Origin of the sequence: Tunturiibacter psychrotolerans (assembly GCF_051013365.1) — a bacterium.
GTDB classification, from domain to species: Bacteria; Acidobacteriota; Terriglobia; order Terriglobales; family Acidobacteriaceae; genus Edaphobacter; species Edaphobacter psychrotolerans_A.
On sequence record NZ_CP132941.1, the window covers coordinates 3,715,126 to 3,740,000 of the forward strand.

Consider the following 24,875-nt stretch of genomic DNA (forward strand, 5'->3'; position numbering starts at 1 on the left):
ACACTCTTGGCGTGCTTGACGGGACGTGCCCGAAGTTGAAGACGTTTGTAGGTGTTGCTTCGAACCATGGTTTGGTTCTCAATCTTTGGATTGATGTGGGATATGACCGCGTGGTGCACACTGGAGTGCCAATAGGATTTCACTCGTGCAGGTTTGCGGCTTAGGTTTTCAACACAACACCAGACGGACGAAATAGAGATAGACACGAACGATTACAAAGCTGATGATTTTGGGGCAGGCGATTTACAAGATAGCGCGCGGGGCACATTGGTAGTTGCGGGTCATGCGTTTTGGCTCGTTTCGACTCCGATCTAGTTTCTGAGGCAGAGGGTGAGAACAAAAGACGTTATGAAATATCTTCGAAAAACAGTTCTTTGGGGCGCGTTGGTGGGTGAGGTGTTGGCAGGATCATTTGCGGTGACGCAGGAAACACATAAGCCAAGCCCGACTCCGGACCTGCCTGCCCCAACTGTGCCCAAGGGCGGATCTGCGACGGCAGGCGTATTCGCTGCGGTGAAGGATTCGGAGTTGCGTCCGATCACTGCTGGAGGATTTGTTAAAGACGGGCCAGTGATCTTCAAAGATATTGCTAAACAAGCTGGTCTAACTGGTTGGCATCATGTGATGGGGACGCCGGAAAAGAAGTACATTCTGGAGACGACTGGGTCGGGTGTCGCCTTACTGGACTATGACAATGATGGCTGGCTCGATATCTACCTGGTGAACGGCTCTACCTACGATGCGATGAAGGGTACGGCGGATCCTCCCCATGCAGCGTTGTTTCATAACAACCACGATGGAACGTTTACCGATGTTTCTGCCAAAGCTGGAGTCACCAACGACCGTTGGGGGTATGGCGTCGCGGTGGGAGATTACGACAACGATGGCTGGCCGGATATCTATGTCTCCAACTTTGGTAAGAATCGGCTGTATCACAACAATCACGACGGAACGTTCACCGATGTAGCGGAAAAGGCAGGAGTAACGCTGGGGAATTGGTCTACTGGAGCGACGTTTGGAGACTACGACGGGGACGGTCGGCTCGACCTCTTTGTTCCCGGGTATGTTCATTACGACATCAGCCATCCGCCTGATCCGGGCACGGAGGCTGTTGGAATGAGCTACTGCCAATTTCGTGGGGTGAATACTTTGTGCGGCCCGCGCGGGTTACAGGGTGAGAGCGATCATCTCTTTCATAACAACGGTGATGGGACGTTTACCGATGTGAGTGAGAAGGCTGGCGTGTCAGATAAAGCTCGCTATTATGGCTTTACGTCGGTGTTTGTAGATATCAATAACGATGGCAAAGTCGATCTCGTAGTTACTGACGATTCCTCGCCGAACTATCTCTATATGAATAATGGAGATGGAACTTTTGAAGATGCCAGTTACTATTCTGGTTTCGCATTGAACCAGCAGGGACGCGATCAGGCCGGCATGGGCCTGGCGGTTGGTGACTATCTTAACAATGGATGGATCGATCTCTACACTGGAACATTTTCTGATGATTACAAACCTCTGTTTAGAAATGGTGGAGATCAGGGATTCACCGAGATAAGTCCTGAGATGGGGATCGCGGAGGTCACTTATCCTTTTCTGACCTGGGCGACTGAATTTATCGACTATGACAACGATGGCTGGAAGGATATTTTTCTGGTCAACGGACATGTCTATCCACAGGTGGATAAGTACGACTGGGGAACTTCCTACGCGCAGCGTCCTCTGCTGTTCCACAACATCGATAAGGGAACGAAGTTTGAGGTGATGCCTGCGGTGATTGGAAGCGGATTGGCGGAGGTGATTCCGGGAAGGGGAGCCGCGTTCGGAGACCTGTTCAACGACGGAAAGATCGATGTGGTCATCAATTCGATGGACCACGTGCCTTCGCTGATGAGGAATGTCAATCCGGACAACCACCATTGGGTTGGATTGAGGCTGATCGGCGGGGCGAAGAGTCCGCGAGACGCTGTGGGCGCTGCGATCTACCTGACGGCGGGCGGGATCCGTCAACGTGCGGACGTGCTAAGTGGTGGCAGCTATGAGTCTTCCAACGATCAGCGACCGCACTTCGGGATTGGCGATGCGACCAAGGTGGATGCTGTCGAAATTCATTGGCCTAGCGGATTGGTGGAACAAATAGCCATCCCATCGGTTGACCGATTTTTCACGATTCAGGAGGGGAAGGGTGTTGTGCCCGGTCTGCCGGACGGGAAGGGCGAAACCGGCCACAAAAATCAGCAGACAAAGGGTGCACTGGATAAGTAGAATGCCGATCATCCTTTCGCACCTACTTAGTTCGTAAGCTGACGGAGGGAAAGCTGGGATCGATGCGGATGTTTTCGAAGTGGGCCAAGACGCAGATGGATTGGGTGGTCGGCAATCGACGGCGACTCGCTGTCGTAAGGGTGGCGTACGTCGCTCTGGTTTGCGTGCTCCTGGCAGCAAGCGTGTTTGCCTTTCTTCCGCGGATTCAGGCGCACTCGGATCAAAGCGAGACGCAACAAAAGATCACCGACGAAGCTGCAGTTCGCAAAGAGTATGCGGATAAGGTTGGTAAAACGTACAACTTTGCATTTGGTAAAGGGAATATTTCGACGCCGGGAAATGCCGCCGTGCTTGGGGACACTTTTCTGGAGCCAGATGCGTTTCCCACCGCTGATTACTGTGGCCACTGCCATAAAGAGGCGTACCACCAGTGGCGGCAGTCGTTACATTCCAACTCGTTTCGAACGCCGTTTTATCGTACAAGCGTCAATATCCTGATTAGGACCAAGGGAATAGAGTTCTCGCGCCACTGCGATAGCTGTCACAACCCGATTGCGGTGCTGGGTGGGGGACTGACGCAGAGTTCGATCGTGGATCGCAAATTCGACCAGGATGGATTGACTTGCACTACGTGCCATTCGGTGCAGAAGCTGCAGTCGACGCTTGGCAACGGGGGCTATGTAATGGGTGTACCTGCCGTTTTGGTGGACGAAAATGGCACACGCATCCCAGGCTTGGTGCCTGACTCAGAGATTTTGGCTCACCTTGATCGGCACTCGAAGGCTGTGATGCAAACCTTCTACCGGACGCCTGAGTTTTGCTCCGCCTGCCACAAGGCCAACTTGCCAAATCCGCTCAACGACTACAAGTGGATTCGTGCGTTCACGGCGTATGACGAGTGGCAAAACTCTAAGTTCTCGCAGCGAAATCCGCTTACTTTTTATCAAGCCGATTTCACTAGCTGCCAGGGTTGCCACATGAAGCGTGCGTCGAATGCGTTGCCGGAGCCCGGCGCAAAGAACGGAACCTTCGCCTCGCACCGTTGGACCGCCGGCAACACCGCTGTTCCTTTCTACTATGGGTTTGATGAGCAACTTGAGAAGACGGTCGAATTTTTGAAGACGGGAAACTATCTGAATGTCGATCTGTTCGGAATTCGTAAGGCGAACGATGACAAGTTGATCGCACCTCTGGGTTCAACCGCGTTCACTCTTGCACCGGGCGAAGTCGTGCAGGCGATGGCGGTCATTCAGAACAAAAACATCGGTCATTCGCTGATTCCAGAGGTGCGCGATCTGTATGAGGCCTGGGTGGAGTTTGTGGTCACCGACTCGAATGGCAAGGAGATCTACCACAGCGGCTTCATCAAACCAGATGGAAAGCTAGACGAGCGGGCACACAGCTTTACGAACCGTCCAGTGAATACGGACGGAGTGTTCGTCGACAATCACAAGGTGTGGACGATCCATTCGGTTGCTTATGACAATAGCATTCAGGCCGGCAGGTCTACCCTCATTCGCTATGAGTTTCGCGTTCCTTCGGGTGCGAAGGGAACACTAACGATGACTGCGAAGGTTAACTATCGACATCTTCGTCAGAGCTATCTCAATAACGTTTTCGGCGAGGATCACGTTGCCTACCCAATTGTTGAGTTGGCTTCACGATCCCGGACACTCAATCTTGGAGAGAATCCCGTAAGCGCACCCGATCCGAAGGATAACGCTGATTGGATGCGTTGGAATAACCTTGGCATTTCCTATCTCGATCAGTTGCAGTACAGCGATGCGATCCAGGCCTTTTCTCAGGTCGTTAAGTTGCGGCCCGACTATGCGGATGGCTACACCAATATTGGCCTGACAAATATCGAATGGGAGAAATATGCTTCGGCTCGCGGAGGTCTTGAAAAGGCTCTGGAGCTAAGTCCCAATAACGCGCGGGCTCTTTATTACCTTGCGTTAGTGGAACGACGGGCAGGAAATTCCGAAGCTGAGGTAGAAGATCTCAAGAAGGTTTTGGCGCAATATCCTCAATCGCGGGACGCTCGTCGTGAGCTTGGAATCTCTTACTATCAACAGCGCAAGCCTCAGGAGGCAATGGAGCAGTTTGAGGCATTGCAGGCAATCGACCCGGACGACCTGGCGGCGCATTACAATCTCGCGCTGCTGTACCGTCGTGCCGGGATGAAGGAGAAGGCCAAGGAACAATCCGCGAAGTTCGTCACGAAAAAGGTTGATCCTGGCGCTCCCACTTACTCGCTTGATTTTCTCCGCAAGCATCCGGAGATCTCGATCGAAAGTTCGCCCTGGCATGTACATCGGGACGCGCCGCATGGCGAGGCTGTTGTTGCCGGCGGAGAGCACTAAGATCAAAGTTTGGCAGCATTCTCGCGTCGAGGGCTCGGAAAATACTCTACGATAAGGTGCATTCTTAGTGCATGAGGATTAAGAGGAAGTCGTGAGTAATAGATGTTTCATTACGCCTATTTTTGCTCTGATCATCGGAACATTTATCGCACCGCTGCGAGGTCTGGCAGAAGTTCAGTGTCCCTGGTTAAATTCAGCGACGGCTGCCGGGGTTTTGGGGGGAGAGGTCCAGGCGAATGTTACTCCTCTCACACCACAGGGTGACACCACGTGTGACTTTAAACGCACGGAACATTCTGGCGTTTCTTCGTTGACGATCGCTGTGCATACGATGGCTCTCCCGTCGAAAGACTTTGCGACGTACCTGGCTCGATGCACGGGCACTGCAGTCCCGCTGAAGGCAGTCGGCAATGAGGCCATCCAGTGTGTCCAAAATAATGGTGGGGAGGAGATCATCGGTCGGGTGAGGGAACGAGCCTTCGTCATCGATCTTAAGAGAAGTACGGCGGGGCAGCGAAGTTCGACCGCGAGTGGCTTGGGTGACGAAGCGAGAAACGTGGCGGAACAAGTCGCGGGAGCGCTCTTCTAAAAATGTCATTCATCGCTCCTGGCAGTAAGCGTCTCAAACTGATGAAACTTTGCCTTGTTTGGTGTGCGTACATTGTTCATGCGAGCGCTCAGCAGAATCTGGGCACCCCTACAGCGACTCCCTCTACGCAGACTAGCTTGAGTCCGACGGAAGAAGCACAGCGGTTGATATCCCGTGGACAGTTGAGTGAAGCTGAGGCCCGGTTAAATTCTTTGGCGACTCAACAGCCGGAACCAGCGGGAGTGGAGCGTATGCGCGGGATGATTCACTACCAGCGCAATGAATTTGCGGCTGCAGATTCGGCCTTCGAAAAAGCGATCGTACAAGATCCCAAAGATCTGCAAGCAACGCAGATGCGTGGCGTGACGCTCTATCGGATGGGACAGCCGACGGCGGCAATTCCGCTTCTTGAACGAGCGAATACTCCGATAGCAAGCGACAACGCAGATGGAACCTATGTTTTGGCGGTCTGTTACCTGGACGTCCATCGTTATGACGATGCGCGCCGCATCTTTGCTCAACAGTACAAGCTCCCGGCTGACTCGGCTGCAGCGTATTTGTTTATGGGACGTATGCTGCTCCGCCGCAACTACCCAGTCGAGTCGGAACAGATGACACGCAAAGCTCTCGAACTTGAACCGAGATTACCTTTGGCGCATCTCTTGCTGGGACAGCTTGCACTATCGCGGTCGCAGGCAGCTGAAGCCGTTGTCGAGTTTGAAGCCGAACGAAAGATCAATCCTATGGACGGAGAGGTTTATGAGCGCCTGGGTGATTCCTACCTGCGAGCGTTGCGCTACGAAGATGCACAGCAGGCTTTGAACTGTGCGCTCCTCCTGGAGCCGAATTCTACTGGCCCCTACATACTGCTAGGGCAGGTTCTATTGAAGCGAGATGACGCTTTGACTGCGGTTAATTATCTGTTGCGTGCAGAGCGCATGGATTCAAATAACCATCTCACACATCTGCTGCTGGGTCAGGCTTACCGTGCTTTGGGCCGGAAAGAAGATGCCACGCGCGAGTACAAAAGCGCAGAGAGCATTCAGAACTCTGTCGAAAATCCGAAATAGCTTCGGTCTCTCACAGCAGGAGACTTCTTTACGATACGAATTGCGATGTCGGCCAGCTTCAAGATCGCAGTTGTAGCGGACAAGCTCTCACTATGTGACGAAACCTTAGCTACCGGCTCATTCGAATCGCAAGCTGCTCATTTGTAGGCGTGGCCATGACTCTCCTACTTCGCGGGAGTATCAAGCGGCTTTATCGATTGGAGCATAGTGGGGATGAGTTCCGACACCGTGGGATGAATGTGAACGGCGTGAGAGAGAGTCGTGTAAGGGGCGCCCGCGTACATGGTGCTCAAGATGCAGTGAATGGCTTCGTCTCCGCCTGTTCCGAGAATGGCGGCGCCCAAAATCTTTTTGCTCTCTGCGTCCACCAACACTTTCATGAAGCCCTGCGTTTCACCCTTTTCTACAGCGCGTCCGATTTTCGTCATCGGGCGAGTTCCGATCAAGGCAGCGCGTCCACTCTGACGCACCTGGGTTTCGGTAAGGCCTACCTGTGCCAGCGGAGGATCGATGTAAAGAGCACTCACAGGAATGCGGTCACTGACGCGGCGAGAGGCTTTGTCGAGTAGGTTGTCCGCTACGATCTCGAAGTCGTTGTACGAGGTGTGAGTAAAGGCACCTCTTCCGTTGCAATCTCCGAGCGCCCAGATACCTGGGACAGAAGTTTGGAGCTGGTCGTCTACGGTTACAAATCCGTGCATATCAGTCTTGACGCCAGCCGCTGTCAGGCCGAGATCGTCTGTGTTTGGCGACCTTCCAACGGCGAGAAGAATGCGCGACCCGACGACCCGAGGGTGACCGTCAAGGCAATCGAGACCGACCGCTACTTCTCCGCCTTCGTTCTCAAGTCGGATACAGTTCGCGTCGAGGCGAAGCTGAATCCCCTCGGATTGAAGGATCTCCTGGATACCGAGAGAGAGGTCTTCATCCTCGTTGGGGACGAGTCGCGACTTGCGTTCGACGACGGTTACCTCAGACCCGAAGCGTCGGTACATCTGAGCGAACTCAAGCCCGACGTAGCTGCCTCCCACGACGATGAGATGTTTGGGAAGCTCGTCAAGGTCGAGGATGGTCGTGCTAGTAAGAAAAGGGACCTCCCGAACGCCAGGCATATCCGGAACAGCGGGCCTCGCACCGACGTTGAGAAAGATGTTTTTTGCGCACAGGACCTGGTCGCCAACGCGAATCTCGTTGGGAGACTCGAAGCGCGCTGCTCCTGTAAAGACGGTGCATCGCTCCATGCCGCGCAGCCAATTTTCAACGCCGGTGCGAGACTTCATTACGATCGCGTTCTTGCGAGCCAATACTTGTTTCATGTCGACGACGACCGGTTCTTTGCGGACTACTCCGAAGTCGCTGCCGCGCCGTGCGATGTGAGCTGCGTGTGCACTAGCGACCATTGCCTTGGTTGGTGTGCATCCGACGTTCACACAGGTTCCGCCGAAGAGCTTGCGCTCGACCAGGGCGACCGTCCAGCCGGCCTGTGTGAGACGGCCCGCTAACGAAGGTCCTGCCTGTCCAGCACCGATGACAATTGCGTCGAAGTCCTGTCTCATCCGAGTCTCGTGACTACTACGATAGCAAGAATGATCGCTACGGCATCTTCCAGTAAAGCGGCAGGAAGGTCTTTGCCAAACATCTCAGCGAGTTTCGTGCGTACGGCCGCGCCCCCAAGTGTACCCGCGACCGCACCGACAGCGCCGGCGACGAGGCCTATGATCAACGATTGGCGGGCGGCTCCAACGGCTGCTCCAGAAAAGGCGCCGGTAATGATCCGGGTGATGAATTGAGGAGGTACCTTGCGGCTGGGCGTCTTCGGCAGCTTGTCATTGATCAGCTCCCCGATAGCCAGCAATGTAAAGATGTAGGGGGTAGCCGCATAACCTAAAAATGCGAGAGAGGTGCCTTGAAGCGGCAGAAGCCCAAGGCGAGCTGCCCAACTTACAGCCGCGGGTGCGGTCAAGGCACGAAGACCAGCGACAATGCCGATCAAAAACGCAAGCACGATGATGAACATGAAAGCTCCTGTCGAGGGGAAGTATTGATCTGTTGAGTTTCATAGCACGGCTGCTGATACTGCGCGAGGCTTGAAGCGTTACAAGCCTAGATCGGTAAGGCCGGGGTGGTCGTCTGGACGGCGGCCGAGCGGCCAATGAAAGAGGCGCTCGCTCTCCTTAATTGGAAGGTCGTTAATACAAGCGTAGCGGTGATGCATAATCCCGCCTTCGTCGAACTCCCAATTTTCATTTCCGTAAGAGCGGAACCATTGTCCGGCTGCATCATGCGACTCGTAAGCGAAACGCACCGCAATGCGGGAGCCTCCAAACGCCCACAGCTCTTTGATGAGCCGATAGTCCAACTCTTTTTGCCATTTGCGAGTGAGAAACTGCACGATCTGCTCTCGTCCGGTGACAAACTCCGAGCGATTGCGCCACTTGCTGCCGACAGTATAGGCGAGGGCGACCTGCTCCGGATTGCGTGAGTTCCACCCGTCTTCGGCCTTACGCACCTTAAGGATTGCCGTCTCCTGTGTGAATGGTGGGACGAGGGCGACTTTCGATTCACTGCTCATTTCTTTACTCCTTCTGGCTATGGGTCGTAAATTCTCTGTGAAAGAGAACAAGTGAGAACAACGGCGGACAACGAAATAGTTATCAAACGTATCAAGAAAGTTGCGACGGTAAACCTATAAGTGGTTGATCTCCTAGATAGCTTGTTTCTAACTAATGTTACGGCCTTCGATTTGGAGGACGTATCGAGTAGCCGGGCTCTACGTTTGCATCTCTTAGTGTGCAAACTAGAACTCGGTGAAACTATTGAGAACCATGTCTCGTTATTTAGTTAGAGTTTTTGAGCGTATGAAATGCGGCATATCTTTTGAAAAAAAGAGTTCAAAAGATGGCTTCCCGCGTTCGCTTTTTTGATGTCGATAGTCTAGTATCGGTTGCGGAATTGGATTGCGGGCTCGAGCTTTTCTCAGTTAGAGGAGGCAGTAACCATGCCAGATTCCTACTTCTCATCCCTCTCGAATTTATTCCCCACCTCGGCTGTCCAGAGCATTGCCAGCCAATTCGGGGCGTCAGAGCGAACCGTACTCAGCGGCCTTCAATCATCCATTGCTGCTGTAGTCAGTGGTCTCGCACAGAAGTCTAACGATAAGGGTTTCATCGGCCAAATTGTTCAACTGGCGACGTCGACTCCGGAAAACGCTGCCACCGCCGCGCTTTCGCATGACGCTCTCACCAACCCAAACTCCTCCTCTTTTTCTGGGGCAAACCAATTGCTCTCCGGCGTCTTCGGCGGTAAACTTGGCTCCATTACCGAGGCACTGAGCAGTCAGACGGGACTGCGCTCAACGGCAATTTCCACTCTGCTGTCGCTTGGCGGTACGACGGTTCTGAGCCTGCTTGGGAACAAATTCCGCGACGGCAGCTTGAACGCGGGCAGTCTTCCAGCCTTCCTGCAAAAGGAGAGTGCCGCATTGCAGGGGCATCTGCCGGTTGGATTCACTACGGGACCGGCTGCCGTGACAACGCACAAAGTAGACGTCAACCCCGTAATCGCACAGGCAGTACAGGTAGAAAAAAGCCGCTCTTTCTTGCCCTGGTTGCTGGGTCTGTTGGTGGCTGCGCTTCTGCTGGGCTATTGGTGGTTCCGCTCCCGCCCGGAGCCGGTAGCGGTTGCCACGCCGGCGCCAGTCGTTGCTCCCGTTCCTCCCAAAATCACATCTTCCAATGGAGTCGATCTAGGCTCGTTGGTCGATGTCAAACTTTGCGATGGAAGCGTCATACGGGTTCCAGAGCGTGGCATGGAGGCGAAGGTGGTCACATTCATTGAAGACCCCGCCCACAAACCCGACAAAACTTCCTGGGTCGATTTTGACCGACTGCTCTTCGATACGGACTCGGCTACTTTGCAGCCACAGTCGACAGATCAACTCAACAACTTCGCGGCGACTCTCAAGGCTTGCCCCGACGTCCACCTTACCGTCGGCGGCTACACCGATAACACCGGTGACGCCGCACATAACCAGAAGCTCTCTCAAGATCGCGCCAATAGCGTGGTTGCCCAGCTGGAGACCATGGGGATTGCGTCCAATCGTCTGGTTGCCAAGGGATATGGCGATCACAACCCAGTCGGGGACAACTCTACCGAAGAAGGCCGCGCACTCAATCGGCGGATCTCCGTACTGGTAACCGCTAAGTAGCGAGCAGGCGTTACTCGACGCTTGCTCTCCCATCGAGGTTCTACTTATGAATCCGTCCCTTGATAAATTGGGCGCGGCCGACACGACAGCCGCGCACGCCGAACGGGAGACCGTCATCCCGCTCCTGGAAGAACAGTTCTCCGTTGCCAAACGTGTTGTAGAAACAGCACGGGTCCGTGTATCGCGAGTCACTCATGACCATCAACAGATGGTCGATGAGCTGCTGAATCACGAGAAGGTGGAGGTCGAACACGTTCCGATCGACCGACCAATCGACACCATGCCTTCCATACGCCAGGAAGGCGAGGTAACGATCATCCCTGTCGTTGAGGAAGTTTTGAAAGTGGAACGCTGCCTGGTGCTCAAGGAAGAGGTGCATATTCGGCGCATCAAGACGACCGAAAGGCATCAAGAGCAGGTGACGCTGCGCAAGCAGGAAGTCCTTGTCTCCCGCACTCCCATAGAACACTCTGAAGTCCCCGATTAGGCGACTCAAACCGTTGCAGTTAACCCGCGAAAGGAAACACTCATGAGCAACTTCGAAAAGATCGTGACTTTATTTGACACAGCGGAACATGCCCAAGCTGCCGAAACGAATCTGCAGCATGCGGGCTTTTCTGATGGCGACATCAGCATTCTTAGCGGCTCGGATCTCCCCAAAGCCGGCGAAGCCCTGCGCGAGCCTGGCCTTTGGCATCGCATGTTTGGCAGCGACATCGCACAGCACGAAGCGACAGTCTATGCAAAAGCAGTTGAGTCCGGCGGAGTTGTGTTGACTCTGCGAGCGGCGGAGGCAGATGTTCCCAAAGCGATGGCGATCCTCAACCAGCACAAACTGGTCGACGTAACCGACCGTGCCGTCGATACGGGCGTTATCTCGAAGGCTTCCGCCGCAACACTTGCTGCTCCGGCTGCAGTTGCTGCAGCGGTGCCCACCAAGCCCGTCACCTCGGACCTAGGGAAGAACGAGGTGATTCGCCTCGCCGAAGAGCACCTGGAAGTCGGTAAGCGCCTGATCGAAGAAGGAACCACGCGCATCCGACGCTTCGTTACCGAGACGCCTGTCGAAAAACAGGTGACCCTCCACGAAGAGCATGCGGAAGTTGTTCGTCGCGCTGTCAGCGACCCCGACTACGTGAAGGATATCGACTGGTCCGATCAGACGATCGAAGTGCTGGAGACCTCCGAACAGGCTGTCGTCTCCAAGACGGCGCGTGTTGCGGAAGAGGTTGTCGTCGGTAAGACCGGCTCCGATCGTGTCGAGACAGTGCACGATACGGTGCGGCGTCAACAGGTCGAAGTGGAACGCGTCCCGGGAAAGAACCCACCAGCAGCCAGGACGTAGTCCTCGCAGATGGCCCGCCCGGACCGGATAAATCCCGGCACCGGGCGGGATCCAATCACGCATTCTAATGTCGGCTGTTTCTCCTTCGTTTTGAAGGCGAGCTGATCTCAACTCTTCACAAGCGAAAGCTCGGGTTCCACGCTCTTTCGCCCGTCGACAGGATCTACTCGGTCCTTAGTCCTGGACCAGCCGAATCGTCGTGGAGTCTCCATTGCCGATCGTCACCAGGTATCCCAACCGTGGAACGATTGCAACGTGAGAACGTGCGTCCTCGCTTCCGCCTTCGCGTAGTTCGTGCTCGACGATTGCGGCCAGCCTTGCTCTCATAAATCTGCTCTTCAACTCATCTGCCATAGGGGTACCTGCTCCAAACCAAGAGAGTTGGCCATTCCGCAAAATCAAGGAATGTAGATACATCATCAACGCAGTGTTAATTTTGGCTATCATACAGAAGTTGCATACAACTTGGTGCAAGAAATTTCCGCGGGGGGACTACATTTGTATTCCCTCCGGCGTGACAGCCAGCGAATCTACGAACCGCACCAACAGTCTTTGAGGCCGGAATGGTTTCCCGGCCACGCTACAGTCACGGTTGTTGTCTGATGCAATGTTGCGGAGGAGGTGCTCTGGGAGGGAGTAGCTCGCCAGAGTTCGGGATAGCGCTTCCTGCATCCAGAGTCGGCGCGTCTGCGATTGCTCAGTTCATGTCTTATCCGTTACGATGCGCGCCGCATCAAGGGCTGTCTCCCCAACCCTGGCACCGAGTCTGTATGCCGTTTCATTCACCGCCGAGATAATGCCCTGTGTCAGCGTTGACTCGCCATCACCGATACACGCCGAATCCGCGGCCACCGTAGCGGCGGCAATACCGTCAGAATCGAGAAGAGGAAGGCAGGCAGCACCCGCGCGATCGACGCCGAAGCCGGCATCGTTGAAAAGCGACGCAGGGACAGCATACGTATTGCATCCCTCCAGGGATAAGTATGCTGTCCCTGCATCCCTTGCTCAGAAGGCAGCCTTTTGAGGAAACGGAATTCCAACCGCAGCTGAACTGACCTTCGTCAACAACCACTTGCCGTTGATCTTTTTGGCTTCACCGCTAAGGTATACGTGGCTCTTTGCCGTCCAAGACGGCTGGCCAGTTGCCGGATCCAATGACACGTCGAAGTAATGACATTCGAAATACACCGATGATTTCCATTGGCTGTCACCGTCCTTTACAGGAACATACTTCGTTTTGTACACCGGGGAAAGCGACACCCACCTATTGGCTGGCTGCAACCCGCCGGCAACATACTTGAAGAACGTGCACAGCGTGCCCTGCTTCCCGGTGGCGGAGGTGTCGCCCGAGGGTGTAGGGCAAGTTGCGGGATCCTCCGGATCGCCGTTGCCAATGTAATTTCCTGCCGTGATAGTAGTGCCGATAACGGTGAGTTCGGCGTCTTTGGACCAGAGCGCGAGTATGTCGCGGGTTCGCTGAGTTATCACTGCAGGCGAATCGACGCTCACGGGATCGTGCACGCTGATTGACGCATGAAAGGTTGCATGAAGCTGTTCCAGTTCCGTCTTTTGGGCCAGTTGTTCGTAATCGTCCCACCAGCCATCTGCATGGGCGACTCCTATCGCTGCGATAATTCCGACAGCGAGCAGCACCAAAAGACGTGCGAACTTCTTCCTGAGTGTAGATTTCATGTCCGTCTCCCTCTGATTTTTGCGGCGCGGTTGTCGTTCTCACTGCGCCTGGTTGTTTGTCTTCACTCCATTTGCGAAAATCGCAGCCGGAACCTGTAAGTGGGCGGTTTTTCTCTTCGGCGGTTGTTCTCTCATTTCCTGGTACGTGACCCTGTGGTTCCGTTTGTTGGAATAGTCCCTTTTCAGCGCTGCCGTCGTGCCTGAAGATGCGGCTTTGCTGATTAACGCGACGCCTGCAGGGAAGAGGGATCATCAGGAAGAGAGAAAGTGCAAAGATCGTGAATTGCAGATAAAATCCTGACCATCAGAATTGCAATAATTGCTGTTTTTTGAACGGGCTACGATGGGAGGGTGGCGACGTGGTCCAGGAACCCGACGTGACGGCCCTGCTAATCGAAGTAGCGAATGGGAACCAGGCCGCTCAGGAAAAGCTTGTTCCTTTGGTCTATGACCAGCTTAAAAAGCTGGCCAGCGGGTACATGCGGCGCGAGCGGTCGGGGCATACCCTGCAGACCACAGCTCTTGTTCATGAAGCTTATCTCAAACTGGTTGGCCAGCATTCTCCCCACTGGCAGAACCGCGCCCAGTTCTATGGGACTGCTGCCCAACTGATGAGGCGCATTCTGATCGACCATGCCCGCCGCCACCTGCGGGAGAAACGTGGCGGAACCCAGGTGATTCTGCCCCTGGAAGAAGCATTGGCTTTTACCCCGGAACACTCCGAAGATCTCTTGAGATTGGACGAAGCTCTCGACCGTCTATCGAAGCTCGATCCGCGCCAAAGCCGCATCGTTGAATTGCGCTTCTTTGGAGGCCTGAGCGTCGAGGAAACCTCCAGCTTTCTGAACGTCTCCCCGATCACCGTCAAGCGGGATTGGGCTGTAGCGAAGGTCTGGCTGTACGGCGAATTGAGGCCTGACAATGGGGATGACTGCAAAACAGTGGGAACTCGTTAAAGACCTGTACCAGAGTGCGCTCGAATGCAACCCTGCGCAGCGGGCTTATTTTCTCGAACAAAACGAGCGCGACGAAGTGGTCCGCGCTGAAGTGGACCGGCTGCTTGGCATGCACGCTCGTTTGGGCAGCTTCTTATCCAGCCCGGCCTTTGTTGACCCTCGGCGCGCTGCCGCAAATCCCCTGGAACGACTCACCCCTGGTGAAGTGTTAGCGAAGCGGTTCCGCATCGTCAGTTTCATCGCTGCCGGAGGTATGGGTGAGGTCTACAAAGCCGAAGACTTGCTGCTCGACCGAATGGTTGCGCTGAAACTGTTGCCAAAGGAACTAGCGGAAGATAGGGACTCGCTACAGCAATTTCTGCGCGAAGCGAAAACTGCTTCTGCCTTGAATCACGCAAGCATTTGCAGGGTGTATGACTTTGGGGAAGATGCCGCGAGAGCATTCATCGCGATGGAGTACCTGGATGGCGAGACACTTTCAGCGCGCATCCAGAAGGGCAGGCTCTCGACGGTCGAGGCCCTGAAGATCGCAATCGCGGTTGCGGATGCACTCGCCACGGCACACCGTAAAGGCATCGTCCATCGCGACCTTAAACCGGGCAACATCATGCTCACCGAAAGCGGGGCAATTTTGCTCGATTTTGGGCTGGCAAAGTACGAACGACCCATCTTGTCTGCGGAAGAGAACCTGGCAGGCCTTACCGCTGACGCCCAGGTGGTTGGCACGCTGCCGTACATGTCTCCTGAGCAGTTGCACGGTCAACCGGTGGACGCCCGTAGCGACATATTTGCGTTTGGCGCGGTTCTCTACGAGATGTTCACGGGAAAGAAAGCATTCCCGCGTAAGCCCACGAGTGAAACATTGATAGCAGTCGAGCGGGAGGAGCCCAGCCCGCTCGCAGAAGATGCCCCGAATGAAGATGTCCCGAAGGCACTGGACCGAATCATTCGTTGCTGTTTACGCAAGCGCCCCGAAGATCGTTACGCAAGCATGATGGAGGTTGAGCAAGAGCTCAAGAATTGCGCCGAACTGATTTCAGCGCCTGCCATTGGTCTTAATCCGAGATTGCTGTTCCGGCAATGTAGGCGGCCCCGCGTCGCAATCCCCGCGCTGATTATCCTCATAGCATTCATAAGCTTAATTGCCTGGGGAACTCACCACTATTCCAAAGTCAGATGGGCCAGGGAGCAGGCCTTACCGCAGATCGGCAAGCTCATCGAACGGGGTGAACCTGGCAAAGCCTATGCACTTGCTGTTCAGGCCGAGCGATACATTCCGGCTGATCCCACCCTGGCCAGATTCTGGCCCGATATTTCCTGGTCCGATTCCATCATCACCAGCCCTCCGGGGGCGTCGGTCTACCGCAGGAACTACAACTCGCCGAACGCCCAATGGGAATTTGCCGGCCTCTCGCCCATTTTGAAAGGGAGGTTTCCTGCTGTGGATTCGAGTTGGAAATTCGAATTGCCCGGCTATATGGCGCTCGAACGCGCTACCTTCCCGTCCGGCCCAGTCACGGTGGCGCTGCATAGCGATGTGCAGGCTCACAGCGGAATGGTTCCTGTTGAGCTCGACCAGGGATCTGCGGACGGCGACCATTTCGCCCAGTGGGGGATTGTAGGCATTGCAGGCTTTCAGGCCTTGCATCCAGTCCGGGTTGGAAAATACTGGATCGATAAGTTCGAGGTCACCAATCGCGAGTTCAAACGCTTTGTGGACCAGGGCGGTTACAAGAAGCAGGAGTATTGGGAACACGAATTCCGAAAGGATGGACGCGTCCTTTCGTGGGCCGACGCGATGAAACTCTTTGTCGATAAAACGAGCAGGCCAGGACCTTCCACCTGGACACGAGGTGAATATCCGCAGGGTGAAGGCGAATATCCTGTCACCGGTGTGAGCTGGTTCGAGGCTGAAGCATATGCTGAGTTTGTAGGCAAGTCGCTCCCGACCATTTATCACTGGGCGGCTGCTGCATCCCCGACGGACAGCTCCAGCCTGATACCCGCCAGCAACTTCAGTGGCAAGGGGCCTTCGCCGGTCGGCGCTTACCACGGCATGAGCTGGAGCGGCGCTTACGATATGGCAGGTAACGCGAAGGAGTGGTGCGCGAACGAAGCGACGTCGGGCCGGCGTTACATCCTGGGCGGCGCCTGGGACGAACCTACTTATATGTTCAACTATCCCGACGCTCGTTCACCCTTCGAGCGGTCCCGAGGATTTGGTTTTCGTTGCGCGAAATATGAGTCGACTGGTAAGGACGTCGAAGCAGCAGGCGCTCCGATCACGGTTCAATTGCGAGAGTTCGGCTCAGAAAAACCTGTTTCCGATCAACTCTTCCGTGCATACAAGAACGAATATTCTTATGATAAGACGCCGTTGCATGCGAAGGTGGAGTCTGTGGAACAGGCTGAAGATTGGAGGGTGGAAAAGGTGTCATTCGACGCGGCTTACGGCGGCGAGCGAGTCACCGCGTATTTGTTTCTGCCCAAAGGAGCGTCACTGCCTTTTCAAGTCGTCGTGTACTTTCCCGGCGCTGCCGCCGCTCACATGCGATCGAGCGCAGAAGGGGTCCAGAAATATCTTTCAGACTTCGATTTCATTATAAAAAGTGGACGAGCGGTCCTATTCCCTATCTACAAGGGGACGTTTGAACGCGGCAGCGGACTTAAGCCGATCTACTTTCCAAACACCAGCAGTACTTATCGAGACAACGTCATTTTTTGGTCTAAGGACCTTAGCCGCTCGGTCGACTACCTTGAGACACGCCCGGATATCAATCCCAACGCGTTGGCCTACGAGGGTGACAGTTGGGGGGCAGCGATGGGGGGACTCCTCCCCGCTGTTGAAACCCGCCTAAAGGCATTAATTCTCATAACACCAGGACTCTGGTTACAACAGCCATTGCCGGAGGTGGATCAAGTCAACTTCGCTCCACATGTGAAGGCACCTGTTCTAATGTTCAATGGCCGTTTCGATTTCATCTGGCCGCCCAAAATCTCTCAAGAGCCCATGTTCCGTCTGCTAGGAACGCCCCCAGAGCAAAAGCGCCGCGTGGTTTACGACACGGCACACGACATACCGCGAACTGAGATGATAAAGGAATCGCTCAACTGGCTCGACAAATATCTGGGATCCGTGAGATAGGACAGGCACAATTTTCGTCATACGCATCGCCAGATGGCCGCCGACCTGGGAACGTCCATTGAAGTCCAGCAGGCGAAGATGCGGCACACAACACCGACCTGACGATGAAGTATGGCCGTGAGAAGTCGAAGCTGGAAACCGTTCGGCCAGCCAATCCCAAGATCGTAGAGATGTTCAAAGAATAGGGTAGCTTCTGTTATGGGACCATTATTGGACCCTGCTACTTATTAAGTATGCAATTATGGGGCGATTATGGAGCACCGAATGGGATTTGAACCCATGAATACGTTGGGAAAGTAGTGTGAATGCTGCGAAGCGCGAAATCTATCGTTTGCGCCTAGAGGAGGCTGACATCCAAGGACTGGAGCCGGCATGCAGACCAAAAGAGAGCCTGGATCTTGCGGAAATCAGGAAGAAGATTGACGAGGAGTCGAATATGCTCATTTTTCTGCAGTCACACGTCGACAAGCTGAATGCGATGCCGCATCGAGCAAAACTTAGGGTTAATGCGGCAACTAGAAATTCATAGGGACGTGCAACTACCTTGGCCTTCAGGGCGCTGCCGGTAGCACAATGCGCTTTCGGGTCGCCCGCACAACCTGAACCGTAGAAGTAACTGGATTTAGAACTACTGATTGTCAATCTGACTAACCAGCGGGCGTTGAGTTTTCGGCACAAACCCTGGGGAACCTTCAACAGCCCTGTTGCGGGACGCAGTCTATCGTCTTACTGAACGCGGAACGCGCTTCGCCGAGAATTTAGCTTTGTCAAGGCGATCGGCCACTGGAGGAAAGTCGGGCGTCGGCCCGGTCCAGAGCAGATCGTCAACAGTTGCAAAAAGCGGGAGATCGGTTCGAAGGGTAGCAAGGTCTCGGAAGAGAAAAGCCAGATCCCGCTTGCTGTTGAAAACATCGGAGAGGCTCTTTAGATTGGAGACGTTGATCCGCCAATCCTTTGCGTCAGGTGGAATTGCTTCCAATCTGCCAAAACGCGACAGGACTGTTGCTGCAGACTTCGTTCGCCAACCCGCCAGTCCAGGATAACCGTCTGCAGTGTCGCCAACTAAGGCGAGGTAGTCGGGAATGGAGTTCGGTTTGACTCCAAACTTCTGTATGACTCCCTGTTCATCCCGTTCAAGACGTCTGCGGCGGTCAAGTTGAACAACCCGCGTTCCCTGAACGCACTGAGCAAGATCTTATCCGGGGTACTGATGACGACACGCTCAACTCGACTGTCTTCTCGTGCGAGGAAAGCTGCCGAGGCCAGCGCGTCGTCTGCCTCGTACTCTTCCATCGCTCACACCACTACTCCGAGTGCGGTCAGCGTCTCTTCGAGCAGCGGGAACTGAGATCGCAGCTCGGGGTCTACGCCCTCACCGGTCTTATATCCGGGCCACATTTGTTTCCGGAAGGATTCAATCACATGGTCTGTCGCCACCCCGATGTACGTCTTACCGGCCTGCATCATGCCTAAAAGTGAACCGAGGACACCACGCACGGCAGCCACCTCGCGACCTTCGCTGTCTTTAGCGGATGGGAGGGCGTAGAAATGCCTGAAGAGCTCGTAAGTCCCGTCAATCAGATGCACTTCCATAACGCTCCCTTAAATCCATAAGGAAATCATTAGGCAGATGTTATCGTTACGGCGCGCATGTCATCTTCTCCATCGCTAGAGAACCAAATGCCATATCACCTGCCTCGACCAGGACACCGTAAACGGACCTCGTCGGTATGAAACGAAATCGCCCTGGCCATCACTATCCCTTAGAACCCAGTTTGATACTCGGTCTTGGAGGAATGCCGTGAGCATCCCAAGTTCAGTAGACATCGCTAATTGAGAGCACCAGCCGATTAGCGCGAGAGGAAGCTGTGCCGGTTCTTTTACATGGCGGCATCAAAGCCAGCTCATTCGACTCCGAATGTGATCCCCATTGCAGCCAAACATCAAATTCCTGGATGGAGGGGCCGGATGGTGAAAGGAACAGAAGTTCCAATTGCGCCTTGTGGCGGACATTTTTCCATCCAACCAATGAAGCCTCAAAGATGCGATGACCGTGATTTCGCCTCTTACGCATCTGGTGGTGCAGGTGCTCTGGGTGCGCTACTTGTGGCTCTGGATCAGTTCGCCCCAAGCATTTGCCACTCATACGGCTCTGGCTTTCGGTGACTTTCAATCTTATTACACGCTCCGCAGTGTGACTGGTAACGCTGGTGGGTTCCAGATTGCGCGTGATCCGTACACCTACCTGGTGTCAAAGGGTCCCGTTGCATTCATCGGATATGGCCGTGGTGGGTTCTGACTCAGCACGCGTAAGCAATAGCAACACCCAGCCTCCATCATCTTCCCAGGTGGTGGAGGCTTATTTTTTTTGTCCCGACCGAACGAAGGCCACCCTTCAGCGCAGGCTGCCGAACAGACTATTCCGCGACCATCGATGATTAGGCGCAGCCATTTCAGAAATTCTGGGATGAGGAGATTTCTCGTCTCTGTTTCCTTTTAGTTGTCTCTCCTCCTTTCTATCCTTGCTTGCAGATATCTTTCAGCTGTAGCCATTTGTGACGGTGATGAGGTCGCCCTAGGACAAAACTATCGCAAGCAGATGGGGATTTAGTGCGTTGTTCGCATCCAGTCACAAGCTCACGGGCGACGTGTTGAGCAGAGCAGTCTCCACTGTTTTCTCGGTGTTTATCAGCGGAGCCAATCATTCGCTGTGATCCCACACACCTTAGCATTTCTTAGTATGCCAGCCCACGCGAAACGTCAGTTGTTGGTCCTGTACTCGTTACGCTGAAAGCTGCTTTCCAGCCTGTTAGCACCTATGGCTCGAGCCACGCGCGCGCGTATCTCTGACGAAATGCCATCATCCCCTACCCACCCGCAGAGAATCAGCGCATCTGGGAATAACAAGCGCAATAGTCTGCTCACCACTGCACGTCTGTGAAATGCGCGTCAGCCTCCCCTTCATTGCAGAACCAGAACAGGCCCGATTTAACCATCTCGGCTGTAGGCTTTTCGGATTTGCAGATCGCAGCGCCACCGTGGAACCCATCGCCGTAACCCCCCAAGATGGCATGGAGTTTGAGTCAACGAAACTGGGTATGATCTCAACATCTCTAGAGAGTGAACTCAAGCCACCTTCAAAATCACTCGTCGCGTTTCGCTCTCGGTCAGCAAAGAGCGGCGGAGCTTCCTGTTTATTGGTTGTTCCACTACCCGATACAGTACGATCGAAACCAGGGTTGCGCAGCAGGACATAATCAAAACTGAAGCAATCTCACCTTTCAGGTGCGTCGACGTCAAGGTTGAAATTTTCACCATTCTTTTGGCCAGTACGATGAGTACCAGGAAATGCGACAGGTAGAGCGAATAGGACGCATCCCCAAGCAGGAGTGCCCAGCGCGGCCAGAGCCCCTCGAAACGATCCTCCAGCATGACAAATGCTGAAACCAGCAGAGCAGCTGGAACTCCCCATTGCAGGACGCGTATGGGGGTCCGTGGAGCGAAAAAAAACAACATCGGAGCGACGATTAGGAGCAGCGCGGAAGTTGCCACGTTCAAGCGAACACCTTGAATGACGAGTTGTCCGAGCAACACACCTGCAAGGAATTCCAGCAGCATGGGATCAGTCAGTACCAGCAGGATCGCAGGCCAATGCGCTCCATGGAATGTTCCCGCCACTACCAATATCGACATGATCGGGGTGAGGAAGTAGGCCACACGAACGCGTAAAGCGAGCGCTAACGCGAACAGAAGATAAAAGAACATCTCAAATGATAGAGTCCATCCCACATTTAGTAGCGGCTGAATGTGGCCGAGGGAATCCCTGTACGGAATGAGCAGAAAGGACGATACGATATACCCTAATGGCGTTTGAACGTGCTGGCCGGTGCCCGCAAATCGCGGATACCACCGAACTATCGTCACTTTTAGGAGATAAACGAGCGAGACGATCCAGTAGAGCGGATAGATCCTGATCAGCCTTCGTTCAAGAAAGCTGACGGCAGGGTGGGTCTTATCCTCCCTTCCAATCGTCGAAATCGCCATGACGAATCCGCTGATGACAAAGAAAATATCTACACCAGCAGCGCCGGCCTCCCAGGTCGGTGCGGAAACTCCTTTACCAAGACTCTGTGACCACGATTGGGTGGAATGATGAATCACGACCATGCACGCTGCCAACCCACGCAACACCTGTATTCCGCGAAATGTAGGTACAGTTTTTATCTTGATATCGCTCAATCTCACCCGCGTCTTAGAACCGTCGTTTTGTCATTAGCATCTTTGATTTTAACCGGATGCGGCGTCGAGTGGCCCTTCGTACCCACATCGGTGGCGCAGTACCGAGCCTATGGAGATTCGATTACACACGGCTTCACATTAGACGATCCTGCTACGCAATCTTACCCCAACCTCGTAGCGAAGTACGAGCACGTGACTCTGGCGAACAACGCGCTCTCCGCCAACCAGGCGTGCGACGTGCCGACGCTGCAGATCTTTCCCAATCAGGATAGTCCGACGCTGGCTACCCATCCAACCTACAGCTTGTTGATCGGTACCAATGACGTCACATTCAAGGGCGTAGGCCCGTATGAAGCCGTGTTTGAACTCTGTCATCAGGCCACAATCTCTTGGTTCGCACTGCCAGCTGAATCTAAGGTTCTGGCCGGCGGGACGGTAGGGGTAACAACCACAGGGCCAGGAGCGATAGACACGACCAATAATTGGAATTCCTGGACTACGGGCGGTCTAGGATCGACCGTTAGCTTTGCCATTACTACGTCCTATGCCGGTCCTATCTATGCGTGGCCCAGGATCGACGATGATAATCCCGCGACCTACAGTTACTCTGTAGATGGGGTTGTTGTGGGCACAGGAAGCGTGCAAACTACGCCGAGGATAGCAACCAGCGCCGCACACACTACAAACTCGCTCAGTTTCCTCCGCTTGCCGTCGGTCCGCGCTGGGAAACATGTGGTTACATTCACCCAGACCAGCGCAGGCGCCAATGGAGTTTCTGTCGTGGGCATCGGTACACCGACTGGACCCTCTGCTAACAGCCTTCCTACTGTGCTCGTGGGAACGATTCCGTTTCACATTCAAAATCCAACAGACCCCTGCAACTTTCCTAAGGGGACCTGTCAGGTATATATCGAAGATATCGAGGCCGACGTAAATCTCTTTTCCGCAGACGGACTTAACGTTCGACTCTTCGACACCCGAAAGTACATGTTCGGAACGCCCGCTGAGATGAACGATATGCTGCATCCGAATCGATTGGGACAGATGGAACTAAGCCGCTCGGTCGAGGCTTTATGGTGAATGCCTGCGGACAACTCGTCGCTAAACAAAGAAAGACAAAATCCATCTTCTTAGAAGCACTTAGACAGATCAGCAAGGTTTGCTGCGGGGTATAGCAAAAACTGCGTGACTAGCGTCTTGGGTACAGCAATTTTTGCTACACCTCTGGGCCTGTTTGGGCACGTAACGCGCGCGGTCTCTGTTTGATTCTCTGTCTTTCCTTTAGCGGCTTCCACTCCCATGAGGGCTTCAATAACGTGTAAACGTGGCTTTGTCCCTTTTCTCGCTTGTATGAAATCAGGTTCCATTCAAATAGTCTCTTTCTCGCATCGCATCTAGGGCTGGCCAGAGACGGTCTCATTGATCGTGTGCGGAGATGCCCAGTCGACCTTGAATGGTTCTATGCGCGTACCAAGGGATCGCGATTTTGCTGTTTTGAATGCCGAAATATCTTTCACCAACGGGATCAAAAGAACAAAGAAAGACGGCGGAAGTGGGCGCGTGAAAACTACCAAAGCCGTAAAGAACTAGAAGTCGGATCTCGCATCGGTGTGGCCTTCTCGAGATACCTAATTTGCTCATCATAGGTGAGAACTCGAGTCTGTTCGTTGTCCTCACGCAAAACCTTCGCCGCCGTCTTGCTTATCGGATTTCTCAGAGGCACTTCGCCCTTGATTGCGTGATTGAACATCGCTCGCAAACATGCCAGTTCACGGTTGACCGTGGCTGGCCGTGACGCTGGCAGCGATGCTAGGCCACTCTAAGATCAATATGGTTATCCGCTACGCCCACCCGACGCAAGAGCACCAGTCAAAGGCGATGGACAAGATGGAGAAGTATGTCGGCGAACACAAGATCGCCCATGCGGAGCGAACAGCGCCGCAACTGTCTCATGTCGTTCAATAGCGGCGGAGCAGAGCGGGGAGCACAAGAAAAGCGCGGCAGCCGCTACATTTTCCGCTACAGTAGCCAGTGCTGCGCTTGAATTGCTCTCTAAGCTGTTGAGATTATTGGAGCACCGAATGGGATTTGAACCCATGAATACTGGTTTTGCAGACCAGCGCGTTAGCCACTTCGCCATCGGTGCCCTGTTCGCCACGCTTCCGAAGCTTCGTGGCGAGGCAAGTATTTCTCTACTTCGGTTGTGCCACTGTCCGTAGATAAGGCTTTACCGTTTTGTAACCGGGAAAGATCTTATCGGCGTCCTCATTCGAGACAGCTCCAGTAATGATAACGTCATCGCCCTGCTTCCAGTTTGCCGGCGTTGCCACCTTGTGCTGTGTGGTCAACTGAATTGAGTCGAGCACACGAATGATCTCATCGAAGTTGCGCCCAGTCGTCATGGGATAAGCGAGCGTGAGCTTGATCCTCTTATCCGGTCCAATGACAAAAACCGTCCGCACCGGCGCATTGTTGGCCGGTGTTCGACCTTCGGACGTCTCGCCCGCGTCGGCCGCGAGCATATCATAAAGCTTCGCAATCTTCAGCTCCGGATCGCCGATCAACGGGTAGTTCACCTTCGATCCCCCGATCTCTTCGATGTCTGCTGCCCACTTGTGGTGATTCCCGACCGGATCCACGCTAAGCCCGATGACCTTGGCGCCACGTTTGGCAAAGTCGCTCTCCAGATTTGCCACTGCGCCAAGCTCGGTCGTGCACACCGGAGTAAAGTCCTTTGGGTGCGAGAAGAGAACTGCCCAACTGTCGGCGATCCACTCATGGAAATGAATCGTGCCATGGGTTGTTTCTGCAGTGAAATCAGGAGCAACATCGTTGATACGGAGTGACATCTCGATTCACTTTCTTTGGGGTTCTCCCAATCTGTCATTCTCTAATTGACTACTTGCCGCATGCGATGCAGGTACTGGTCCTAAACGTAAAAAAACCACCCGGCTCATTCGCTCTGGGTGGGTTTCTGTGCTGCTCGAAGATGCTTGCTTCGAGC

At 54.2% G+C, this 24,875-nt stretch carries 23 protein-coding genes and 1 tRNA gene; 13 read left to right on the forward strand and 11 right to left on the reverse strand.

Features of this window, described 5'->3' with window-relative positions; translation table 11 throughout:
• Positions 1–348: 348 nt before the first annotated feature.
• The 4 genes from RBB76_RS15515 to RBB76_RS15530 all read left to right on the forward strand — a co-directional run bounded on the left by RBB76_RS15515 (position 349) and on the right by RBB76_RS15530 (position 6,287).
• Positions 349–2,265: a CRTAC1 family protein gene (locus tag RBB76_RS15515; protein ID WP_429629903.1), complete on the forward strand. Its 1,917-nt coding sequence runs from the start codon at positions 349–351 to the stop codon at positions 2,263–2,265.
• Positions 2,266–2,327: 62 nt separating this feature from the next.
• Positions 2,328–4,628, forward strand: a complete 2,301-nt coding sequence (locus RBB76_RS15520) for a tetratricopeptide repeat protein (protein ID WP_429629901.1) — start codon at positions 2,328–2,330, stop codon at positions 4,626–4,628.
• Positions 4,629–4,719: 91 nt separating this feature from the next.
• Positions 4,720–5,217 carry a hypothetical protein gene (locus tag RBB76_RS15525; protein WP_429629899.1) on the forward strand — a complete coding sequence of 166 codons (498 nt, stop codon included), beginning with the start codon at positions 4,720–4,722 and terminating at the stop codon, positions 5,215–5,217.
• Between the two features lie 41 nt (positions 5,218–5,258).
• Positions 5,259–6,287: a tetratricopeptide repeat protein gene (locus RBB76_RS15530; RefSeq protein WP_433963572.1), complete on the forward strand. Its 1,029-nt coding sequence runs from the start codon at positions 5,259–5,261 to the stop codon at positions 6,285–6,287.
• Positions 6,288–6,451: 164 nt separating this feature from the next.
• On the opposite strand, the gene RBB76_RS15535 is transcribed toward RBB76_RS15530, so the two are convergent.
• The 3 genes from RBB76_RS15535 to RBB76_RS15545 form a co-directional block, all read right to left on the reverse strand.
• A complete protein-coding gene (locus RBB76_RS15535) occupies positions 6,452–7,843 on the reverse strand; it encodes an FAD-containing oxidoreductase (RefSeq protein ID WP_429629896.1) in 1,392 nt (463 codons plus the stop codon).
• Positions 7,840–8,304 (reverse strand): DUF4126 domain-containing protein, encoded by a 465-nt coding sequence (locus tag RBB76_RS15540; RefSeq protein WP_429629895.1) that lies wholly within the window; start codon positions 8,302–8,304, stop codon positions 7,840–7,842. The genes RBB76_RS15535 and RBB76_RS15540 overlap by 4 nt, the downstream gene beginning before the upstream one ends.
• A gap of 78 nt (positions 8,305–8,382) precedes the next feature.
• The gene (locus RBB76_RS15545) at positions 8,383–8,859 is read right to left on the reverse strand and encodes a DUF1348 family protein (protein ID WP_429629894.1); all 477 of its coding nucleotides are present in this window, start codon (positions 8,857–8,859) and stop codon (positions 8,383–8,385) included.
• A gap of 426 nt (positions 8,860–9,285) precedes the next feature.
• Between RBB76_RS15545 and RBB76_RS15550 the strand changes: the two genes are divergently transcribed.
• From RBB76_RS15550 to RBB76_RS15560, 3 genes are read left to right on the forward strand one after another with little or no spacing between them, the layout of a single operon-like run.
• Complete coding sequence (locus RBB76_RS15550) at positions 9,286–10,494, forward strand: OmpA family protein (RefSeq protein ID WP_429629893.1); 1,209 nt, start codon at positions 9,286–9,288, stop codon at positions 10,492–10,494.
• A 46-nt stretch (positions 10,495–10,540) separates the two neighbouring features.
• The gene (locus RBB76_RS15555) at positions 10,541–10,981 is read left to right on the forward strand and encodes a YsnF/AvaK domain-containing protein (RefSeq protein ID WP_429629892.1); all 441 of its coding nucleotides are present in this window, start codon (positions 10,541–10,543) and stop codon (positions 10,979–10,981) included.
• Between the two features lie 42 nt (positions 10,982–11,023).
• Entirely contained in the window at positions 11,024–11,839 is an 816-nt protein-coding gene (locus tag RBB76_RS15560; protein WP_429629891.1) for a YsnF/AvaK domain-containing protein, read from the forward strand.
• 174 nt (positions 11,840–12,013) lie between these two features.
• On the opposite strand, the gene RBB76_RS15565 is transcribed toward RBB76_RS15560, so the two are convergent.
• From RBB76_RS15565 to RBB76_RS15575, 3 genes are all read right to left on the reverse strand, one after another.
• A complete protein-coding gene (locus tag RBB76_RS15565; RefSeq protein ID WP_429629890.1) occupies positions 12,014–12,193 on the reverse strand; it encodes a hypothetical protein in 180 nt (59 codons plus the stop codon).
• A gap of 452 nt (positions 12,194–12,645) precedes the next feature.
• Positions 12,646–12,795 carry a hypothetical protein gene (locus RBB76_RS15570; protein ID WP_429629889.1) on the reverse strand — a complete coding sequence of 50 codons (150 nt, stop codon included), beginning with the start codon at positions 12,793–12,795 and terminating at the stop codon, positions 12,646–12,648.
• Positions 12,796–12,844: 49 nt separating this feature from the next.
• Positions 12,845–13,531 carry a hypothetical protein gene (locus RBB76_RS15575; RefSeq protein ID WP_429629888.1) on the reverse strand — a complete coding sequence of 229 codons (687 nt, stop codon included), beginning with the start codon at positions 13,529–13,531 and terminating at the stop codon, positions 12,845–12,847.
• 359 nt (positions 13,532–13,890) lie between these two features.
• On the opposite strand from RBB76_RS15575, the gene RBB76_RS15580 reads away from it, so the two are divergent.
• The 3 genes from RBB76_RS15580 to RBB76_RS15590 all read left to right on the forward strand — a co-directional run bounded on the left by RBB76_RS15580 (position 13,891) and on the right by RBB76_RS15590 (position 18,161).
• Entirely contained in the window at positions 13,891–14,487 is a 597-nt protein-coding gene (locus tag RBB76_RS15580; protein ID WP_429629887.1) for a sigma-70 family RNA polymerase sigma factor, read from the forward strand.
• A complete protein-coding gene (locus tag RBB76_RS15585) occupies positions 14,459–17,632 on the forward strand; it encodes a protein kinase domain-containing protein (RefSeq protein WP_429629886.1) in 3,174 nt (1,057 codons plus the stop codon). Before RBB76_RS15580 ends, RBB76_RS15585 begins: the two co-directional genes overlap by 29 nt.
• Positions 17,633–17,933: 301 nt before the next feature.
• Positions 17,934–18,161 carry a hypothetical protein gene (locus RBB76_RS15590; RefSeq protein WP_429629885.1) on the forward strand — a complete coding sequence of 76 codons (228 nt, stop codon included), beginning with the start codon at positions 17,934–17,936 and terminating at the stop codon, positions 18,159–18,161.
• A 189-nt stretch (positions 18,162–18,350) separates the two neighbouring features.
• Here the strand turns inward: RBB76_RS15590 and RBB76_RS15595 are convergent, their stop codons facing one another.
• Both RBB76_RS15595 and RBB76_RS15600 read right to left on the reverse strand, forming a co-directional pair.
• Positions 18,351–18,746 (reverse strand): 5'-3' exonuclease H3TH domain-containing protein, encoded by a 396-nt coding sequence (locus RBB76_RS15595; protein WP_433963573.1) that lies wholly within the window; start codon positions 18,744–18,746, stop codon positions 18,351–18,353.
• Positions 18,747–18,928: 182 nt separating this feature from the next.
• Positions 18,929–19,225 (reverse strand): hypothetical protein, encoded by a 297-nt coding sequence (locus RBB76_RS15600; RefSeq protein ID WP_429629884.1) that lies wholly within the window; start codon positions 19,223–19,225, stop codon positions 18,929–18,931.
• Positions 19,226–19,685: 460 nt separating this feature from the next.
• Here RBB76_RS15600 and RBB76_RS15605 point away from each other — a divergent pair, with 460 nt between their 5' ends.
• Entirely contained in the window at positions 19,686–19,931 is a 246-nt protein-coding gene (locus RBB76_RS15605; RefSeq protein ID WP_433963438.1) for a hypothetical protein, read from the forward strand.
• A gap of 827 nt (positions 19,932–20,758) precedes the next feature.
• Here RBB76_RS15605 and RBB76_RS15610 read toward each other — a convergent pair.
• Entirely contained in the window at positions 20,759–21,877 is a 1,119-nt protein-coding gene (locus tag RBB76_RS15610; protein WP_433963439.1) for an acyltransferase family protein, read from the reverse strand.
• Between the two features lie 36 nt (positions 21,878–21,913).
• Between RBB76_RS15610 and RBB76_RS15615 the strand changes: the two genes are divergently transcribed.
• Positions 21,914–22,951, forward strand: a complete 1,038-nt coding sequence (locus RBB76_RS15615; protein ID WP_429629883.1) for a hypothetical protein — start codon at positions 21,914–21,916, stop codon at positions 22,949–22,951.
• Positions 22,952–23,701: 750 nt separating this feature from the next.
• A complete protein-coding gene (locus tag RBB76_RS15620; protein ID WP_429629882.1) occupies positions 23,702–23,836 on the forward strand; it encodes a hypothetical protein in 135 nt (44 codons plus the stop codon).
• A gap of 105 nt (positions 23,837–23,941) precedes the next feature.
• On the opposite strand, the gene RBB76_RS15625 is transcribed toward RBB76_RS15620, so the two are convergent.
• Both RBB76_RS15625 and RBB76_RS15630 read right to left on the reverse strand, forming a co-directional pair.
• Positions 23,942–24,017 (reverse strand) — tRNA-Cys (locus RBB76_RS15625).
• A gap of 46 nt (positions 24,018–24,063) precedes the next feature.
• The gene (locus RBB76_RS15630; RefSeq protein WP_429629881.1) at positions 24,064–24,720 is read right to left on the reverse strand and encodes a peroxiredoxin; all 657 of its coding nucleotides are present in this window, start codon (positions 24,718–24,720) and stop codon (positions 24,064–24,066) included.
• Between the last annotated feature and the right edge of the window lie 155 nt (positions 24,721–24,875).

Bases quoted from the DNA above. Each gene is read 5' to 3' on its own strand.
- RBB76_RS15585 (WP_429629886.1), top strand. From the start codon at position 14,459: ATGACTGCAAAACAGTGGGAACTCGTTAAAGACCTGTACCAGAGTGCG.
- RBB76_RS15550 (WP_429629893.1), top strand. From the start codon at position 9,286: ATGCCAGATTCCTACTTCTCATCCCTCTCGAATTTATTCCCCACCTCG.
- RBB76_RS15620 (WP_429629882.1), top strand. From the start codon at position 23,702: ATGGTTATCCGCTACGCCCACCCGACGCAAGAGCACCAGTCAAAGGCG.
- RBB76_RS15570 (WP_429629889.1), bottom strand. From the start codon at position 12,795: ATGCTGTCCCTGCGTCGCTTTTCAACGATGCCGGCTTCGGCGTCGATC.
- RBB76_RS15560 (WP_429629891.1), top strand. From the start codon at position 11,024: ATGAGCAACTTCGAAAAGATCGTGACTTTATTTGACACAGCGGAACAT.
- RBB76_RS15535 (WP_429629896.1), bottom strand. From the start codon at position 7,843: ATGAGACAGGACTTCGACGCAATTGTCATCGGTGCTGGACAGGCAGGA.
- RBB76_RS15520 (WP_429629901.1), top strand. From the start codon at position 2,328: ATGCGGATGTTTTCGAAGTGGGCCAAGACGCAGATGGATTGGGTGGTC.
- RBB76_RS15600 (WP_429629884.1), bottom strand. From the start codon at position 19,225: ATGGAAGTGCATCTGATTGACGGGACTTACGAGCTCTTCAGGCATTTC.
- RBB76_RS15555 (WP_429629892.1), top strand. From the start codon at position 10,541: ATGAATCCGTCCCTTGATAAATTGGGCGCGGCCGACACGACAGCCGCG.
- RBB76_RS15530 (WP_433963572.1), top strand. From the start codon at position 5,259: ATGAAACTTTGCCTTGTTTGGTGTGCGTACATTGTTCATGCGAGCGCT.
- RBB76_RS15630 (WP_429629881.1), bottom strand. From the start codon at position 24,720: ATGTCACTCCGTATCAACGATGTTGCTCCTGATTTCACTGCAGAAACA.
- RBB76_RS15545 (WP_429629894.1), bottom strand. From the start codon at position 8,859: ATGAGCAGTGAATCGAAAGTCGCCCTCGTCCCACCATTCACACAGGAG.
- RBB76_RS15515 (WP_429629903.1), top strand. From the start codon at position 349: ATGAAATATCTTCGAAAAACAGTTCTTTGGGGCGCGTTGGTGGGTGAG.
- RBB76_RS15565 (WP_429629890.1), bottom strand. From the start codon at position 12,193: ATGGCAGATGAGTTGAAGAGCAGATTTATGAGAGCAAGGCTGGCCGCA.
- RBB76_RS15575 (WP_429629888.1), bottom strand. From the start codon at position 13,531: ATGAAATCTACACTCAGGAAGAAGTTCGCACGTCTTTTGGTGCTGCTC.
- RBB76_RS15540 (WP_429629895.1), bottom strand. From the start codon at position 8,304: ATGTTCATCATCGTGCTTGCGTTTTTGATCGGCATTGTCGCTGGTCTT.